The organism is Catellatospora aurea (assembly GCF_042663325.1).
Classification (GTDB): domain Bacteria; phylum Actinomycetota; class Actinomycetes; order Mycobacteriales; family Micromonosporaceae; genus Catellatospora; species Catellatospora aurea.
In genome coordinates this window covers 128,452-143,661 of record NZ_JBHTAC010000016.1, presented here as the reverse complement: position 1 = coordinate 143,661, position 15,210 = coordinate 128,452, and the positions used below count along the sequence as shown (strand labels likewise).

The window sequence follows — 15,210 nt, the reverse complement described above, 5'->3', positions numbered from 1 at the left end:
CCGGGGCCTCGGCACGGGTCGACGCTCCGGCTTCGTACAAGCCAGGAGGAAACCATGACCCGCTTCTACCTCACCACCACCATCCCGTACGTCAACGCCGCCCCGCACCTCGGTTTCGCCCTGGAAGCGGTGCAGGCCGACGTGCTCGCCCGGCACCGGCACGCCCTCGGCGACGAGGTCAGGCTGCTCACCGGCACCGACGACAACTCGCTGAAGAACGTGCTCGCCGCCGAGCAGGCGGGCGTGGGCGTGCAGGAGTTCGTCGACGCCAACGCGGCCGCGTTCGCGGGGCTGCGCGAGCCGCTCGCGCTGTCGTACGACGACTTCATCCGGACCAGCCGCGACCCGCGCCACCGGCCCGGCGTCGAACGGTTCTGGCGGGCCTGCGCGCACGACCTCTACCGCGACACCTACACCGGCCTGTACTGCGTGGGCTGCGAGCACTACCTGACCCCCGACGAGCTCGACGGGGCCGGGCACTGCCCCGAGCACGGGGCGCCGCCGCAGCGCATCGAGGAGCGGAACTGGTTCTTCCGGCTGTCGAAGTACGCCGCGCCGCTGCGGGAGGCGATCACGAGCGGGCGGCTGCGCATCGAACCGGAGTCGCGGCGCAACGAGGTGCTCGCCTTCATCGACGCCGGGCTGCGGGACTTCTCGATCTCGCGGTCGCAGCAGCGGGCCCGCGGCTGGGGCATCACCGTGCCCGGCGACCCCGACCAGGTGATCTACGTCTGGTGGGACGCGCTGGGCAACTACCTGACCAGCCTGGACTACGGCGGCGACGGGGAGGCGTACCGCACCTGGTGGGAGGGCGCGGACCGGCGGGTGCACGTGATCGGCAAGGGTGTGCTGCGCTTCCACGCCGTGTACTGGCCGGCGATGCTGCTGTCCGCCGGGCTGCCGCTGCCCACCGACATCCTGGTCCACGACTACCTCACCGCCGACGGCCGCAAGATCAGCAAATCGTCCGGGGCGACCGTCGACCCCGTGGCGCTCGCCGAGACCTACGGCACCGATGCGCTGCGGTGCTGGCTGCTGCGCGAGGTGCCCCGGGTCGGCGATGCCGACTTCACCGTCGACCGGCTGGTCTCCCGCGCCAACGAGGACCTCGCGGGCGGCGCGGGCAACCTGGTCAACCGGATCGTCACCATGGCCCACCGCTTCCGCGCCGGCCGCGTCGACCTCTCGGTCCCCGCCGCCGCGGACGCGAAGAACCTGGTCGCCGCCTGCACGGACGCGCCCGCGCTGATCGCGGCGGCCCTGGAGGACTTCGACTTCCGCCGCGCCACGGCCGCCGCCTGGGCCGTCGTCGAGGAGGCCAACCGCCACATCGACCGGGTCCGCCCCTGGGACCTGGCCAAGGCCGAACGCGGCGGCGACCCCTCCGCCGGACCACAACTCGACGCCGCCCTGTCCGTACTGCTCGGCGCGTGCCTCACCTTCGCCGACCTCCTGGCCCCGTTCCTCCCCGGCGCATCCGCACTCATCACCGCCCAGTGCACCGCCGCCCCCAACGGCCCCCTACCCCCGATCACCCCCCTCTTCCCCCGCCTGGATTCCCCCTGATCCTCACCCACGCCCCACCGCGTTGATCATGAACTTATGGCACGGCTCGGCGGCGTGTCCTGCCCACAACTTCATGATCGATCCGCCGGGCCGGTGCCCATGGGACAGGTGGGGCGCGGAGCGGGGCGGCAGGAAGTGACCGGCTGGTCGGACAGGCAGAAAGGCGCCGAGGCCGTCGGGCGGGCCGTCGGAGATCGCTGTTTCCGGTCAGAACCTTCAGCCAGGCCACAGATCCTGACCGGAAACAGCGATCTCCACCCGACCACCGGGCAACACGCAGATCGATCATGAACTTGTGGACGCGACACGCCGCCGAGCCGTGCCATAAGTTCATGATCAACGCGGTGGGGGCGTGGGTCGGGGCTGGGCGGGGTATGCGGGGAGGGTGGGCGAGATCCGGGTGGGGACCGCTTCGTGGACGGACAGCACGCTGCTGGCGTCGGGGTGGTATCCCGAGACGGCCAAGACGCCGGAGGAGCGGCTGCGGTACTACGCGCGCAAGTTCCCGCTAGTGGAGGTGGATGCGACCTATTACGCGTCGCCGGCGCAGAGCACGGTGGAGCTGTGGGCGGCGCGTACGCCGAAGGACTTCGTGTTCAACATCAAGGCGTTCAGCATGCTCACGGGGCATCCGACCAAGGTGAGCGCGTTGCCAAAGGATCTGCGTCCGGAGACCGACAAGGCCAACGTGTACCCGGACGGGCTGACGGCGCAGGCTTACGAGGAGGTCTGGAGCCGGTTCCTGTCCGCACTGGATCCGCTGGTCGAGGCAGGCAAGCTCGGCATGGTGCTGTTCCAGTTCCCGCCGTGGTTCACCATCCGCCGCGACAACAAGCAGTACCTGATCGAGGTCGCCAAGCGCTGCGCGCCGCTGCGGGTGGGCATCGAACTGCGCCACGAGTCGTGGTTCAAGGGCGACAACGCCGCCGAGACGCTGGACTTCCTCCGCGAACACCGGCTGCCCTACGTCTGCGTGGACATGCCGCAGGGGCACAAGAACTCGGTCCCGCCCGTGCTGGCCGCCACGGCCGACCTGGCCGCGGTGCGCTTCCACGGCCACAGCGACAAGTGGACCAGCAAGGACATCCACGAGAAGTTCGGCTACCTGTACTCGCCGCGCGAGCTGAAAGACTGGGCGCCGAAGCTGCGTGAGCTGGCCGGCGAGGCCGAACAGACCCACGTGCTCATGAACAACTGCTACTCCGACTACGCCCAGCGCAACGCGTCCCAGCTCATCGACCTGCTCGGGGCGAAGTGACCGTCCGCAAGCAGTGCAAGGAATTGACGAATGTCGGTTAAGAACAGAATGTGCACGGTGTAAAATACTTAGATCTATGATAGACAATGTCCTATGGACATTGCCTTCGCCTTCGACGAGGCATACGCCGACCACGCCCAGGTCGCCGTCGAATCCGTGCTCGACTGCCACCCCGGGCGCGACGAACTCACCTTCTGGCTGCTCACCACGGCCGACGTCGCCAAGGAGCGGGAGCCCGCGCTGCGCCGGCAGCTCGCCGGACGCGGCAGGCTGCGGCTGCTCACCACCGGCGACGACTTCCGCGACCTGCCCGTCGTCGACGAGGACTGGCTCGCCTACGTCAGCACCGGCATGTACCTGCGGCTGCTCCTGCCCGACCTGATCGGCGACCAGGCGCGGCGGCTGCTCTACCTCGACGCCGACGTGCACGTCTGCGGAGACCTGTCGCCGCTGTGGGAGGTCGACCTCGCCGACGCGCCACTGGCCGCCGTACGCGACGCGTTCACCGCCACGTTCGCCACGCACGGCGGCGTGCCCGGGTCGGGTCCGGAGCACGATCCCGACGCGCCCTACTTCAACTCCGGGGTGCTGCTGATGAACCTGCCCGTTTGGCGGCGCGAGCGGGTGTCGGCGCGCTGCATGGACTATCTGGCCGCGTACGCCGGCCGGTTGCGCTTCCCGGACCAGGACGCGCTCAACCTCGTGGCGTACGGCCGCTGGCTGCGCCTGCCGCACCGCTGGAACAACATGCGCAGCTTCCTGCTGGAGCAGTCCCCGCAGCCGGCTGACGCGGACGTGCGCATCATGCACTTCGCGGGCCCCCGCAAACCGTGGACCGAGGGCTTCCGGCCCGGCTTCCGCCAGCAACGCCACCACGCGCTGGCCGCCAGGGTGGCCGGCTACGCGTAGCGCAGCGCTCAACGGTCGAGGATGCCACGCACGCCGTGGCTGACCAGCAGGACACCGAAGACCACCAGCAACCCGGCCATGACCAGCAGATGGTGCTTGGACAGCCAGGTCTTGAGCCGGTCGAGCCGGCGCGCGGCGCGGTCGCCACCGGCCAGGTAGAGCACCACCGGCACCGCCACCGGCAGGCACGCCACCACCGCGAAGACGCTCAGCGCCGTCGCCGCGACGATCGTCGACGCCGCGGCCAGGCTCTTGGCGGCGCCGACGCACAGGGCGAGATTCTTCGGGTCGACGCCGTACATCAGCAGCGCCAGGATCGCCGCCTTCACCGGTGACCAGCGGTCGGCGCTCGCCATCCACTTCGGCATGGCGTGCTGCCCGTTGCTGCGGCGATGCCGGACGACGTGCAGGTATGCGGCGAACAGCAGCACCAGCCCCAGCGCGATGCGCACGACCTGCGAGACGGTGCCGCCCTGGTGTTCGCCCTCCAGGTAGCCGTAGCCGGTGAGGATGTAGACCGCCGCGCCGACCGCGATCACCCCGGCCAGCGCCCCGGCCAGGAAGGCGGGCCCGGCGATCCGGGCCCGGTCGGAGAACAGCACGAGGATCACCGCGATGATCGGCAGCGGGCTCGCCGCCACCCCCAGCGCGTACGGCACCACCCCCGCGACCGCCCCGCCCACACCACCATCCTGGAGGGACTCCGCCCTGGCCGCAGGCGGTTCCCTCTGACGATCTTGCAGGTCAGAGGGCGGAGACGGCCGTGACCTTCCAGGCGCCACCGGTGCGGACGAGGGTCAGCACGACGCGGTTCTGGTCGACCTTCTCGCCGGTGATGTTCACGTTGCGCCGGTACTGGTTGACGAACAGCAGCAGCTCGACACGGTCGGGCGCGGCGGTCACCACGCTGACACCGGTGACCTGCGCGGTCACCACGGCCTGCTCCTTGACCGCCGCCTCCTTGAGCGAGGCGGTGGTGCGGGCGTACTCGTCGGCGAACGCGCCCGCCGCGAAGGCGCGCCCGCTCGCCGCGCTCTCGTCGAAGGTGCGGTAGTCGTACGAGAACAGCGCCACCGCCGCCGCCGGGGCCACGGCCGCGCACTCCCGCGCGGCCGTCTCCGCCTCGCCTGCCCGCTGCTGGTCGAACCAGAGGAACCAGCCGACGCCCACGACGACCGCGATCGCCAGGGACAGCGCGAGCACCGCCCGACGCGGGCGGCGCGCCGGCTCGTCGCGGGACTCGTCGCCCGGCGCGTCGTCGAGGTGCACGTCCGTCACGGCCATGTCCATGGTCACCGTCTCTCCCCTATCCCACGAACTGCAGCTTGGCGACCAGCCACGTGCCGCTGCCCGCGTCGCGGGCCAGGTCGAGCTGGATGCGGTAGTGGGCCACCCGGCCCTCGGGCGCCTTCACGTTCTTCACCGTCGCGTCGGCGGCGACCAGCACCACGGCCGAGTCGGCGTCCGCGGACACCAGCCCCGCGCGCAGCGCCGAACCGGTGGACTCGACCTTGTTCTCCAGCACGGCCGCGCGCACCGCGGGCATGCCCTGCTGGAACTGCTCGCCGAACTCGCCGGTAGCGGCGACCGCGACCCGGGCCAGGTCCTGGTCGATGGTGGCGGCGCTGACCGACACGAAGTCCACGACGAACTGCCGGGCCGCGGCCACCGCCTGCTCGCGCGCCCGCTCCTGCTGCTGCGCCTCGTACCGGCGCCAGCCCAGCCAGCCGGCCGCGCCGAGCGCCACCACCAGCACCGCCACCAGCACCGCGGTCAACCTGTGCCTCATCGTCGTCTCCTCCATCGGCCGGTCAGGGCGCGAGCCCGTTGAGCAACAGCAACTTCCAGGACTGCCCGCCGGCCGTCGCGGCCTGCCCGCCGGTGCCGCCGAACTGCAGCGGCAGCCCGTCCGGCCCGATCACCAGCCCGGTCACCGGGTCGTACCCGGCGACGGTGGTGCCGGGCGCCGGCGCGATGGGGCTCGCGCCGACGCCCGGGCCCGCGGGCGCCGCACCCGCGCCCAGAGGCGCGGGGGACGGAGGGGCACCACCCCGCGGGGCTTGAGTGGAGCTGCGTACGCCCGAACCGCGTCCCAGCTCGGCATTGGTGCACCGCAGGGACTGCCCGGACTTCGTGTAGTTGCACGCCGCCGGGTCGCCCACGTTGAGCACCAGGCCCAGGTGCGCGGTGCCGTCGCCGGGCGCGACGGTGAACCCGCCCGCGACCACCAGCGGGTACGTCACCAGGATCTGCTCGATCCCGTTCAGCCGCCGCACGGCGACCCCGTTGACCGTGATCAGGTTGCCGAGCAGCGGACCGAGCGACGGGTCCACGTCGCGCAGCAGCGCCAGCAGCTCCGCCGAGGCGGGCGGGCCGTTGACCAGCAGCCGGCGCAGGTCCGGGTCGGCGGCGCGCACCGTCGCCGACAGCTGCGCGAGCGCCTTGGCGAACCGGCGGATCTCGTCGGCGGAGCGTGCCTGGGTCTCCAGCACGGTGGCCGAGTCGCGGATCAGCGCGAGGGTCTGCGGCAGGTACCGGTTCGCGTCGGTGAGCAGAGCGTCGCCGGAGTCGAGCAGCGTGCGCAGCGCGCTCTCGTTGCCCGCGAACGCCGTGCCCAGCTCGTCGACCAGCACCCCGAGCTGCTCCGGGTCGACGGAGGCGACGAGCGCGTCCAGGTTCGACAGCAGCGTCTCCACCGGCAGCGGCACCCCGGTCCGGTCGGCCGGGATGACGTCCCCGCCGGCCAGGTACGGGCCGGCGTCGGTGTTCGGGCGCAGGTCGACGTACTGCTCGCCGACGGCGGAGCGGTGCGCCACCACCGCGCGCAGGTCGGCCGGCACCCGCGTGCCGCCGTCCAGGCGCAGGTCCACGCGCACTCCGTCGCCGTGCAGCCGCACCGCGTCGACCCGGCCCACCGGCACCCCCCGGTAGGTGACCGAGGCGTTGGCGAAGATCCCGCCCGCCACCGCGAAATCGGCGTGCACGGTGTACTTGCCGGTCAGCCCGTCGCCGACGCCCACGTAGCGGACCGCGACGTAGCCGACGCCGAGCACCGCCACCAGCGCGAACACCAGCAGCTGCAGCCGCGCGAGCCGAGTGAGGATCATGCCTGGCCTCCGCCGGTGGCCGGGCCGCCGGCCGTCGGGAACTCTCCGGCAGCGGTCAGCAGTTCGTTCAGGCCACCGCTGACGCGGACCACCTCGCCCGTCGCCGGGTCCCAGCGGCCGTCGCGGCTCGCGGCCAGACCGAGTGGTAGCCCCGGCAGGCCCGGCAGGATCCCGCTGGGCAGTGGGAGCGGCAGCGACGGCAGCGGCAGTGCGGGCAGGCTGGGCAGCGGCAGAGGTAGCTCCGGCAACGGCAGGCCGGGCTTGGTCGGTGTGCCCGGCGTGGACGGGCCCGCGGCGAGAGCGTTGGCCAGGATCGAGGCGGCGTCGAGGTCGAGCGTGGCGTGCAGGCGTACGAAGTCGCCCGCGATCGCCTTGCCCGCGTTCGGCGGGAACGGGTAGGACAGCGCGAAGTCCAGCCCGCGCGGCAGCGCGTCACCGGCCTTGACGAGCTGTTCCAGCAGCGGTTGCAGGGCGCGCAGCGAGCGCAGCGTGTCGTCGCGGCTGTCGGCGATGACGCGTTCGCCGACCGCGCCCAGGTCGCGCAGCGCGGTCAGCATCGCGGTGAGCTGCGGGCGCTGCTCGGCCAGCACGGTCAGTCCCGGCTCCAGCGCGTCGACGGCGCCGGCCAGCGTCCCGGTCTGCTCGGCCAGCCGGGCCGAGAATCGGTCCAGCGCCTCGATGGCCCGGACGATGTCGTCCCTCTGCGCGTCCAGCCCGGCCACGAACCGGTCCAGTTCCCGCAGCGCGCCCTTGGCGTCGCCCTCCCTGCCCGACAGCGCCTTCGTGACCTCCGCGTTGATCGTCTTGAGCTGCCCGAGGCCGCCGCCGTTGAGCAGCAGCCCCAACGCGCCGAGCACCTCCTCGACCTCGGCCCCGCGCCGGGTCCGGGCCAGCGGGATGGTGTCGCCGTCGGACAGCGTGCCCTGCGCCGCCTCGCCCTGCGGGCCGGCCAGCGCCACGAACTTCTCGCCGAGCAGGCTCGACTGCCGGATCGCCGCCGTCGCGTTGTCGGGCAGCGCGACCGTGTCGGCGACGTCCAGCCGCACCACCGCGGTCCAGCCGCGCAGCTCGATGCCGGTGACGCTGCCGACCGTCACGTCGTTGACCTTCACCGCGGCCTGCGGCACCAGGTCGAGCACGTCGGCGAACTCGACGGTCACCCGGTAGGACGGCCCGTCCGGCCCTCCACCGGGCAGGCCCACGTCACAGCCCGAAAGCAGCGCCAGCACCGTCAGGGCGGTCGTCACCCGAACCCCGGCCCTCATTTCTTCACCACCGCCTTGAGCAGCTGCTGCAGTTCGGCGGTGAGCGGCAGCTTCGCCGTCTGCAGCGCCTTGGCCAGCTCCGTGCAGGCGGCGGGCACCTGCGCCACCGGGACGCTGCTGACCAGCAGCGAGCACACGAAACTGGCCGGCTCGTACGGGCCGAGCGCGTTGTCGCGGGTGTCGATGGTGCCCGAGCGTGGGTTGTAGGCCAGGTTCAGGTTCGACAGGGCCAGCGGGGCCACGTCCAGCACCTGGGCCAGCGCCCGCTGCTGGCGGGCCAGCACCCCGGTCAGGTCGGCCAGCGCGGCGACGTTCGCCTTGAGCTCGGCCCGGTTGGCCTTCACGAACTCCGACACGTCGGCCAGCGCCGGTGACAGCGCCCGCACGGCGGCGGCGAGGTCCTCGCGCTCGGCGGCCAGCTGCTCGGCGACGTCGGCCAGCCGGTCGTTGAACTGGCGCACCGTGGCGTCGCTCGCGGCCAGCATCGTCGTGAACTGCTGCAGGTCGGCGACGGAGCCGAACAGGTCGTCACGCCCGGCCGACAGCGTCGACATCGCCTGCGACAGCCCGGACAGGGTCTGGTGCAGCTCGTCGCCGTTGCCGCGCAGGTTCGCCGCGCCGGTGCGGACCAGGTCGCGCAGCGCGCCGTCGGCGTTGGCCCCCTGCGGCCCGAGCGCGGTGCTCAGCTCGTCCAGGGACCGGTAGACCTCGTCCAGCTCGATCGGCACCGAGGTGCGCTCCATCGGCAGCTCGGCCCCGTCGGCCAGCTTCGGTCCGCCGGTGTAGGCCGGTGCGAGCTGCACGTACCGGTCGCTGACCACGCTCGGCGGGACGATCAGCGCGGTGGCGTCGGCGGGCACCGGCCAGTCGGGGTCGTAGCGCAGCTCGACGCGTACCCCCTTGCCCTGCGGGGTGACCGCGACGACCTCGCCGACCTCGACCCCCAGCACCCGCACCTCGGATCCGGCGTGGATGCCGACCGCGGCCGGGAAAAGCACGGTCAGCCGCAGCCGGTCCGGCTCCTGCCGCACCACCAGCGCCGCGGCCGCCACGGCCACCGCCAGCACGGCCGCGCCCGCGATCCGCCGTCCTCGCCGGTTCATCGGCGACCTCCCGTCGTCGGGGTGAAGCCCTGCACGAGCCCGTCCACGTACGAGTCGAACCACCGGCCGTTGCCCGTCACGTTCGCGAACGCGGTGACGAACGGGGCGAGGCTGGTCAGCGTCGCCTCCAGCCGCGTCCGGTTGCGCTGGAGCACCCCGACGACGGTGCGCAGGTTGCGCAGCGCGGGGCCGAGCGTGTCGCGGTTGTCGGCGACCAGCCCGGACAGCTGCTTCGACAGCTCGACGGTCGCCTCCAGCAGGGTGTGGATGGCGTCGCGGCGGCGCTGCACCTCGGCCAGCAGCAGGTTCGCGTCGCCGAGCAGTCTGCGGAACTCCTCGTCGCGGTCGGCCAGCACCTTGGTGACGCCGCGGGTGTACGACAGCAGCTCGCGCAGCTGCTGGTCGCGGGAGGCGACGGTCTGCGAGAGCCGGGACAGGCCGGACAGCGACGCCTGCACGCTGGCCGGGGTGTCGGCGAACGTCTCCGACAGCACCGTGAACGCCTGCGCGAGCTGCCCGGTGTCGATCTGCTGCAGCGTGCCGGCCAGCCCCTCCACCGCCTGCATCACGTCGAACGGCGACGAGGTGCGGGTCAGCGGGATCTCGGCATCCTCGGCCAGCCGCCCGTCGCCCTGCGGCGCGAGCGCCAGGTACTTCTGCCCGAGCACCGTCTTGATCCGGATGGTCGCGCCGGTGTCGGCGCCCAGTTCGGCGTCGCGGACCCGGAAGGTGACCCGCACGTACGGCCCGGACTCGCCGCGGGCCAGCGCCACCTTCGTGACCTTGCCTACCTTGACCCCGGCGATGCGCACCTCGTTGCCCTCGGCCAGCCCGGACGCGTCCCGGAACGCCGCGTGGTACGTGTCCCCACCGCCGATCAGCGGCAGGTCGTCGATCCGGAACGCGGCCAGCAGCAGTCCCGCCGCGACGGCGAGGCCGACCGCGCCGACCAGCGCGGGCCGGGGCCTGCGCGGCGGCCTGCCGGTGCGCCGCAGACCCCCGCCGATCGCGCGGGCGGCCGCCGCCCGCAGGCGGGTCAGCGGCCGGGTCGGGAGGAGGCGCTTCACCGCCCACCGCCGGAGCACTTGGCGGAGGTGCCGTTGAGCGTCGCCGGGTTGAGGGTCTGTCCGGCGGCGACGACGCGGCCGTCGAAGTCGCACAGGTAGAAGTTGAACCAGGACCCGTACGAGGCGGTGCGGGTCAGCGCGTCGAGCCGGCCGGGTGCGGTGGCCAGGGTCTGCTCGATCACCGCCGTGTTGTCGATCAGCGTGCCGGCCAGCTTGTTCAGCGCGGCGATGTCGGCGGCGACGCTGGGCCGGGCGTCGCGCAGCAGCGACGACGTCGCGTCGGCCAGGCCGCTGAGGTTGGTCAGCGCGTCGCCGACCGCCTTGCGGTCCCCGGCCAGCCCGGACACCAGCAGCTGCAGCTGCTTGACGGTCTCCGACAGGCGGGCGTCGCGCTCGTCGAGCGTGCCGAGCACCGTGTTCAGGTTGGTGATGACCCGGCCGATGACCTCGTCGCGGTCGGCGAGCGTGCCGGTCAGCGACGCGGTGCGGCGCAGCAGGTCGGCCACGGTGCCGCCCTCGCCCTGCAGCATCTTGATGATCTCGTACGCGAAGCCGTTGACCTCGTCCGGCGACAGCCCGGCGAACAGCGGCCGGAAGCCGTTGAACACGACCGTCAGGTCCAGCGCGGGCGTGGTCTGCGCGAGCGGGATCAGCCCGTGCTCGGCCAGCGGGGCGGTGCCGCCGGGCCCCTCGGCCAGGGCCAGGTAGCGCTGGCCGACCAGGTCCCGGTAGCGGATCTTCGCGCGTACGCCCGCGGCGACCACGACCTGCTCGTCCACGGTGAACTCCAGCTCCGCGACCGTGCGGTCGACCAGCCGGATCGCCGTCACCTCGCCGACCTTCACGCCCGCGACGCGCACGTCGTCGCCGACCAGCAGCCCGGTCACGTCGGTGAACCGGGCGCGGTAGGTATGCCGGCCGCCGAACCCGAACGAGCCCAGCGTCTGCGCCAGCGCGCCGGTCAGCACCAGCGTGACCGCGGCGAACGCCAGCAGTTTGAGCAGCGGACCCCGCACGCCCGTCATGACGCGTTCACCACCGTTCCACGCAGCAGCGGGCCCCACAGCAGGACCGCGACATCGGGGACCTGCTCGGGCCCGGCCCCCTGAGCCAGGCCGAGCAGGGGTTTGAGCAGCGCCTGCTCCTGCGCGGTGCCGGCCGAGCCCATGTCGGCGTACGGCAGCGGCGAGCGCTTCGCGCCGTATTCGTAGCCGTCGTCGATCGGGTGCTGGGCCGCCGGGACCTTCGGGTCGGGCAGGCCGCGGCACTGCGGGCCGTCGTCGGCGCCGTAGACCGGCCGGTCGGCGGCGGTGTACTTGCCGTTGTCGCGGCCCACTTCGAGGGTGATGTGCATGCGCCCGGTGCTGAACACCTTCTCCACCCGGGGCTGCAGGGCGACCAGGCCGCGCAGCAGGCACGGATACTCCGGGGCGTACGCCGCCAGCAGTTCCAGCACCGGGCGGCTGACCTGCCCGACCTGGACGATGCGCGCGTCGTGCCGGTCCAGGAACTCCCGCCCGCGCCCGGCCAGGTCGGTGGTGTCGGCGAGGAAACGGCTCAGCTCCGCGCGCTGGTCGACGACGGTCCGCGCGGTGACGGTGACGTCGCGCAGCAGCGCCAGCAGGTCCGGCAGCGCCCCGTGGTAGACGTCGAGCACCTGCGCCAGCCGCTTGACGTCGGTCGCGATGACCGGCATCTGCTCGTTGAGCGCGGCCAGGTACGCGTTGGCGGTCGTCAGGTTCCGGCCGAGCTGGTCTCCGCGGCCCTCCAGGGCGTACGCGAGCGCGCCGAGGGTCGCGGCGAGCTTGTCCGGTTTGATCGACTGGAGCACGGGCAGGGCCCGGTCGAGCACCTGCTCCAGCTCGACGGCGCTCGCCGACCGGTCCTCATCGATGACGGCCCCGGGGCGCAGCCGCGGCCCGGCGGGAGCCGCCGGGGACACGAGTTCCACGTAGCGCTCGCCGAACAGCGTCTTGGGCAGCAGCCGGGCCGTGACGTCGGCCGGGACGAGGCCGATCAGCGCCGGGTCCAGGGCCAGCCGCAGCGTGGCCGCGTCGCCGTCGGCGCTGACCTCGCGCACGTCGCCGATGACGACGCCGCGCAGTTTCACGTCCGCACCCTCGGACAGCTGCATGCCGACGTGGCCGGTGCGCAGCGTCACCCACTCCACCGGCGTGAACGCCCGCTGATACACCAGCACCGACAGCGCCAGGGCGCTCACCAGCCCCAACACGAACCCGGCCCCCAGCAGCCGTTGACGCATCGCCGTCACCCCGCGATCCGCACGGTCGTGCCCGCGCCCCAGATGGCCAGGGACAGGAAGAAGTCGACGACGTTCACCGCGACGATGGCGGTGCGCACCGCGCGACCGACCGCGATGCCGACGCCCGCCGGGCCACCGGTCGCGGTGAACCCGTAGTAGCAGTGGATCAGCACCACCAGCACGCTGAACACCAGCACCTTGCCGAACGACCAGAGCACGTCGCCGGGCGGCAGGAACAGGTCGAAGTAGTAGTCGTAGGTGCCCGGCGACTGCCCGAAGTACACGGTGGCGATGCCGCGGGTGGCGATGTAGCTGGCCAGCAGGCCGAGCACGTACAGCGGGATCACCGCGACGAAACCGGCGATCATGCGGGTGGTGACCAGGAACGGCACCGAGGGGATCGCCATCACCTCCAGCGCGTCGACCTCCTCCGAGATCCGCATCGCGCCAAGCTGCGCGGTGAACCCGCAGCCCACCGTCGCCGACAGGGCCAGTGCCGCGACCAGCGGCGAGATCTCCCGGGTGTTGAAGTAGGCGGAGATGAAGCCGGTGAAGGCGCTGCTGCCGAGCTGGTTGAGCGCCTGGTAGCCCTGCAGCCCGACCTCGGTGCCGGTGAAGAAGGTCAGAAAGCAGATCACGCCGATGGTGCCGCCGACCACGGCCAGGCCGCCGGTGCCGAAGCTGATCTCGGCGAGCAGGCGGGCCACCTCCCGCTTGTACCGGCGCAGCGTGCGCGGCGTCCACGCCGCCGCCTTCAGGTAGAAGGCGAGCTGACCGCCGAGGTCGTCCAACAGCCGCCACATGTCAGGACCCCTTCTGCGGGACGACCTGGAAGTACACCGCGGTCAGCACGAAGTTCAGCGCGAACAGCAGCATGAAGGTGATCACCACGGACTGGTTGACGGCGTCGCCGACGCCCTTGGGCCCGCCCTTCGCGTTCATCCCCAGGTACGTCGCCACCAGCGCGGCGACCAGGCCGAAGACCAGCGCCTTCAGCTCCCCGGAGATCAGGTCGGGCAGCTGCCCGAGTGCCTGGAAGCTGGCCAGGTACGACCCCGGCGTGCCGCCCTGCATGATCACGTTGAAGAAGTAGCCGCCGGACACCCCGACGACGCTGACCACGCCGTTGAGCAGTACCGCGACCAGCATCGACGCGAGCACCCGCGGCACGACGAGCCGGTGCACCGGGTCGATGCCCAGCACCCGCATCGCGTCCAGCTCCTCGCGGATCTTGCGGGCGCCGAGGTCGGCGCAGATCGCCGAGCCGCCCGCCCCCGCGATGATCAGCGCGGTGACGATCGGGCCCGCCTCGCGCACCACCGCCAGCACCGACGCCGCACCGGTGAACGACTGCGCGCCGAGCTGGCGCACCAGCGACCCCAGCTGCAGCGCGATCACCGCGCCGAACGGGATCGACACCAGCGCCGCCGGCAGGATCGACACCGACGACAGGAACCACGCCTGCTGCACGAACTCGCGCACCTGCCACGGCCTGCGGAACACCGCCCGCAGCGCGCTGCCGCAGAAGATCAGGAAGTCGCCGACGGCGACCAGCGCCCTCATGCCTTCTCCTCGCTGCGCTCGTCGGCAGCATGAACGCGGGCCTGCACGATTCGCTCGCTGCGCTCGCTCATGCGCGGTCCTCATAGGCCGGCGGCTCGAACGAACCGGGCGGCGGGTTCACCCCGTGGGCGGCGCACCACCGGCCCGGGGGCCGCTCGGCGCGGCGCGGGCCGCCGTCGGACGGGCGCAGTTGCGTCGGGATCGGCGGCAGGGCGGCCAGGCGGCGGCCGGAGGCGGCCTCGGCGGCCAGCTCGTCGGCGTCCTTCTCCTCGGACATCCCGATCGGGCCGACCCGCTGCGCGTTCAGGAACTGCCGCACCACCGGCTCGGTGCTCGACAGCAGCATCTCCCGCGGCCCGAACATGGCCAGGTGCCCGTGGTAGATCAGCCCGATGTTGTCGGGCACCGTGCGGGCGGTGTTGATGTCGTGCGTGACGATCAGGAACGTCGCGTCGAGCTGCTGGTTCAGATCCACGATCAGCTGGTTCAGGTACGCGGTGCGCACCGGGTCGAGGCCCGAGTCGGGCTCGTCGAACAGCACGATCTGCGGGTCGAGCACCAGCGCGCGGGCCAGGCCCGCCCGTTTGCGCATGCCCCCGGAGATCTCGCCGGGCAGCTTACGCTCCGCGCCGGTCAGGCCGACCATCTCCAGCTTCTCGCCCACGATCACCCGGATCTGCGCCTCGGTCATGCGGGTGTGCTCGCGCAGCGGGAACGCCACGTTGTCGTAGATGTCCATCGAGCCGAACAGCGCGCCGTCCTGGAACAGCACCCCGAACAGCTTGCGCACCTCGTAGAGCTCCCGCTCGGGCAGCGCGGGCAGGTCCCGGCCCTCGATCCAGATCGAGCCGCGGTCCGGGCGCAGCAGTCCGACCAGGGTCTTCAGGAACACCGACTTGCCCGTCCCGGAGGGCCCGAGCAGCACCGAGATCTCGCCCGCGGGCAGCGTCAGGGTCACGTCCGACCACACGGGCGTACGACCGAACGACTTGGTCAGCCCCTCGACCCGCACCTCGACGCCCACCGCGCTCCCTCCGTAGTCCGCCCTCACATATCGCTGCGGGGGCGCTCGGTGTTACACGAGAATTTCGCGCGATCGTTCGGCTCGG

General features: G+C 72.3%; 15 protein-coding genes. 3 read left to right on the top strand and 12 right to left on the bottom strand.

Features of this window, described 5'->3' with window-relative positions; all coding sequences use genetic code 11:
- The first annotated feature begins 54 nt into the window (after nucleotides 1-54).
- The 3 genes from metG to ACFQO7_RS18160 all read left to right on the top strand — a co-directional run bounded on the left by metG (nucleotide 55) and on the right by ACFQO7_RS18160 (nucleotide 3,733).
- Entirely contained in the window at nucleotides 55-1,566 is a 1,512-nt protein-coding gene (gene metG, locus ACFQO7_RS18170) for a methionine--tRNA ligase (RefSeq protein ID WP_376807451.1), read from the top strand.
- 385 nt (nucleotides 1,567-1,951) lie between these two features.
- The gene (locus ACFQO7_RS18165) at nucleotides 1,952-2,824 is read left to right on the top strand and encodes a DUF72 domain-containing protein (protein ID WP_376807450.1); all 873 of its coding nucleotides are present in this window, start codon (nucleotides 1,952-1,954) and stop codon (nucleotides 2,822-2,824) included.
- A gap of 93 nt (nucleotides 2,825-2,917) precedes the next feature.
- A complete protein-coding gene (locus tag ACFQO7_RS18160; protein ID WP_376807449.1) occupies nucleotides 2,918-3,733 on the top strand; it encodes a glycosyltransferase family 8 protein in 816 nt (271 codons plus the stop codon).
- Nucleotides 3,734-3,741: 8 nt separating this feature from the next.
- Here ACFQO7_RS18160 and ACFQO7_RS18155 read toward each other — a convergent pair whose 3' ends face one another.
- From ACFQO7_RS18155 to ACFQO7_RS18100, 12 genes are all read right to left on the bottom strand, one after another.
- Nucleotides 3,742-4,416: a GAP family protein gene (locus ACFQO7_RS18155; protein WP_376807448.1), complete on the bottom strand. Its 675-nt coding sequence runs from the start codon at nucleotides 4,414-4,416 to the stop codon at nucleotides 3,742-3,744.
- Between the two features lie 61 nt (nucleotides 4,417-4,477).
- On the bottom strand, nucleotides 4,478-5,029 hold the full coding sequence (locus ACFQO7_RS18150; protein ID WP_376807447.1) for a hypothetical protein: 552 nt from the start codon (nucleotides 5,027-5,029) through the stop codon (nucleotides 4,478-4,480).
- Between the two features lie 10 nt (nucleotides 5,030-5,039).
- The gene (locus tag ACFQO7_RS18145; protein WP_376807446.1) at nucleotides 5,040-5,522 is read right to left on the bottom strand and encodes a hypothetical protein; all 483 of its coding nucleotides are present in this window, start codon (nucleotides 5,520-5,522) and stop codon (nucleotides 5,040-5,042) included.
- 22 nt (nucleotides 5,523-5,544) lie between these two features.
- Complete coding sequence (locus ACFQO7_RS18140; protein WP_376807445.1) at nucleotides 5,545-6,840, bottom strand: MCE family protein; 1,296 nt, start codon at nucleotides 6,838-6,840, stop codon at nucleotides 5,545-5,547.
- Nucleotides 6,837-8,105: an MCE family protein gene (locus ACFQO7_RS18135; protein WP_376807444.1), complete on the bottom strand. Its 1,269-nt coding sequence runs from the start codon at nucleotides 8,103-8,105 to the stop codon at nucleotides 6,837-6,839. The genes ACFQO7_RS18140 and ACFQO7_RS18135 overlap by 4 nt, the downstream gene beginning before the upstream one ends.
- Nucleotides 8,102-9,208 carry an MCE family protein gene (locus ACFQO7_RS18130; RefSeq protein ID WP_376807443.1) on the bottom strand — a complete coding sequence of 369 codons (1,107 nt, stop codon included), beginning with the start codon at nucleotides 9,206-9,208 and terminating at the stop codon, nucleotides 8,102-8,104. Before ACFQO7_RS18130 ends, ACFQO7_RS18135 begins: the two co-directional genes overlap by 4 nt.
- Nucleotides 9,205-10,275: an MCE family protein gene (locus tag ACFQO7_RS18125; protein ID WP_376807442.1), complete on the bottom strand. Its 1,071-nt coding sequence runs from the start codon at nucleotides 10,273-10,275 to the stop codon at nucleotides 9,205-9,207. Before ACFQO7_RS18125 ends, ACFQO7_RS18130 begins: the two co-directional genes overlap by 4 nt.
- Nucleotides 10,272-11,300, bottom strand: a complete 1,029-nt coding sequence (locus tag ACFQO7_RS18120) for an MCE family protein (RefSeq protein WP_376807441.1) — start codon at nucleotides 11,298-11,300, stop codon at nucleotides 10,272-10,274. Before ACFQO7_RS18120 ends, ACFQO7_RS18125 begins: the two co-directional genes overlap by 4 nt.
- A complete protein-coding gene (locus tag ACFQO7_RS18115) occupies nucleotides 11,297-12,538 on the bottom strand; it encodes an MCE family protein (protein WP_376807440.1) in 1,242 nt (413 codons plus the stop codon). Before ACFQO7_RS18115 ends, ACFQO7_RS18120 begins: the two co-directional genes overlap by 4 nt.
- Nucleotides 12,539-12,543: 5 nt before the next feature.
- Nucleotides 12,544-13,341 (bottom strand): MlaE family ABC transporter permease, encoded by a 798-nt coding sequence (locus ACFQO7_RS18110; protein ID WP_376807439.1) that lies wholly within the window; start codon nucleotides 13,339-13,341, stop codon nucleotides 12,544-12,546.
- 1 nt (nucleotide 13,342) lies between these two features.
- Nucleotides 13,343-14,101, bottom strand: coding sequence for an MlaE family ABC transporter permease (locus ACFQO7_RS18105; protein ID WP_360535096.1), 759 nt, complete (start codon nucleotides 14,099-14,101; stop codon nucleotides 13,343-13,345).
- 67 nt (nucleotides 14,102-14,168) lie between these two features.
- Nucleotides 14,169-15,125: an ABC transporter ATP-binding protein gene (locus ACFQO7_RS18100; RefSeq protein ID WP_376807438.1), complete on the bottom strand. Its 957-nt coding sequence runs from the start codon at nucleotides 15,123-15,125 to the stop codon at nucleotides 14,169-14,171.
- Between the last annotated feature and the right edge of the window lie 85 nt (nucleotides 15,126-15,210).

What these genes read in the sequence shown, in the direction of transcription:
- metG (WP_376807451.1), top strand. Translation starts at nt 55, where the DNA reads ATGACCCGCTTCTACCTCACCACCACCATCCCGTACGTCAACGCCGCC.
- ACFQO7_RS18160 (WP_376807449.1), top strand. Translation starts at nt 2,918, where the DNA reads ATGGACATTGCCTTCGCCTTCGACGAGGCATACGCCGACCACGCCCAG.
- ACFQO7_RS18145 (WP_376807446.1), bottom strand. Translation starts at nt 5,522, where the DNA reads ATGAGGCACAGGTTGACCGCGGTGCTGGTGGCGGTGCTGGTGGTGGCG.
- ACFQO7_RS18140 (WP_376807445.1), bottom strand. Translation starts at nt 6,840, where the DNA reads ATGATCCTCACTCGGCTCGCGCGGCTGCAGCTGCTGGTGTTCGCGCTG.
- ACFQO7_RS18135 (WP_376807444.1), bottom strand. Translation starts at nt 8,105, where the DNA reads ATGAGGGCCGGGGTTCGGGTGACGACCGCCCTGACGGTGCTGGCGCTG.
- ACFQO7_RS18130 (WP_376807443.1), bottom strand. Translation starts at nt 9,208, where the DNA reads ATGAACCGGCGAGGACGGCGGATCGCGGGCGCGGCCGTGCTGGCGGTG.
- ACFQO7_RS18120 (WP_376807441.1), bottom strand. Translation starts at nt 11,300, where the DNA reads ATGACGGGCGTGCGGGGTCCGCTGCTCAAACTGCTGGCGTTCGCCGCG.
- ACFQO7_RS18115 (WP_376807440.1), bottom strand. Translation starts at nt 12,538, where the DNA reads ATGCGTCAACGGCTGCTGGGGGCCGGGTTCGTGTTGGGGCTGGTGAGC.
- ACFQO7_RS18110 (WP_376807439.1), bottom strand. Translation starts at nt 13,341, where the DNA reads ATGTGGCGGCTGTTGGACGACCTCGGCGGTCAGCTCGCCTTCTACCTG.
- ACFQO7_RS18105 (WP_360535096.1), bottom strand. Translation starts at nt 14,101, where the DNA reads ATGAGGGCGCTGGTCGCCGTCGGCGACTTCCTGATCTTCTGCGGCAGC.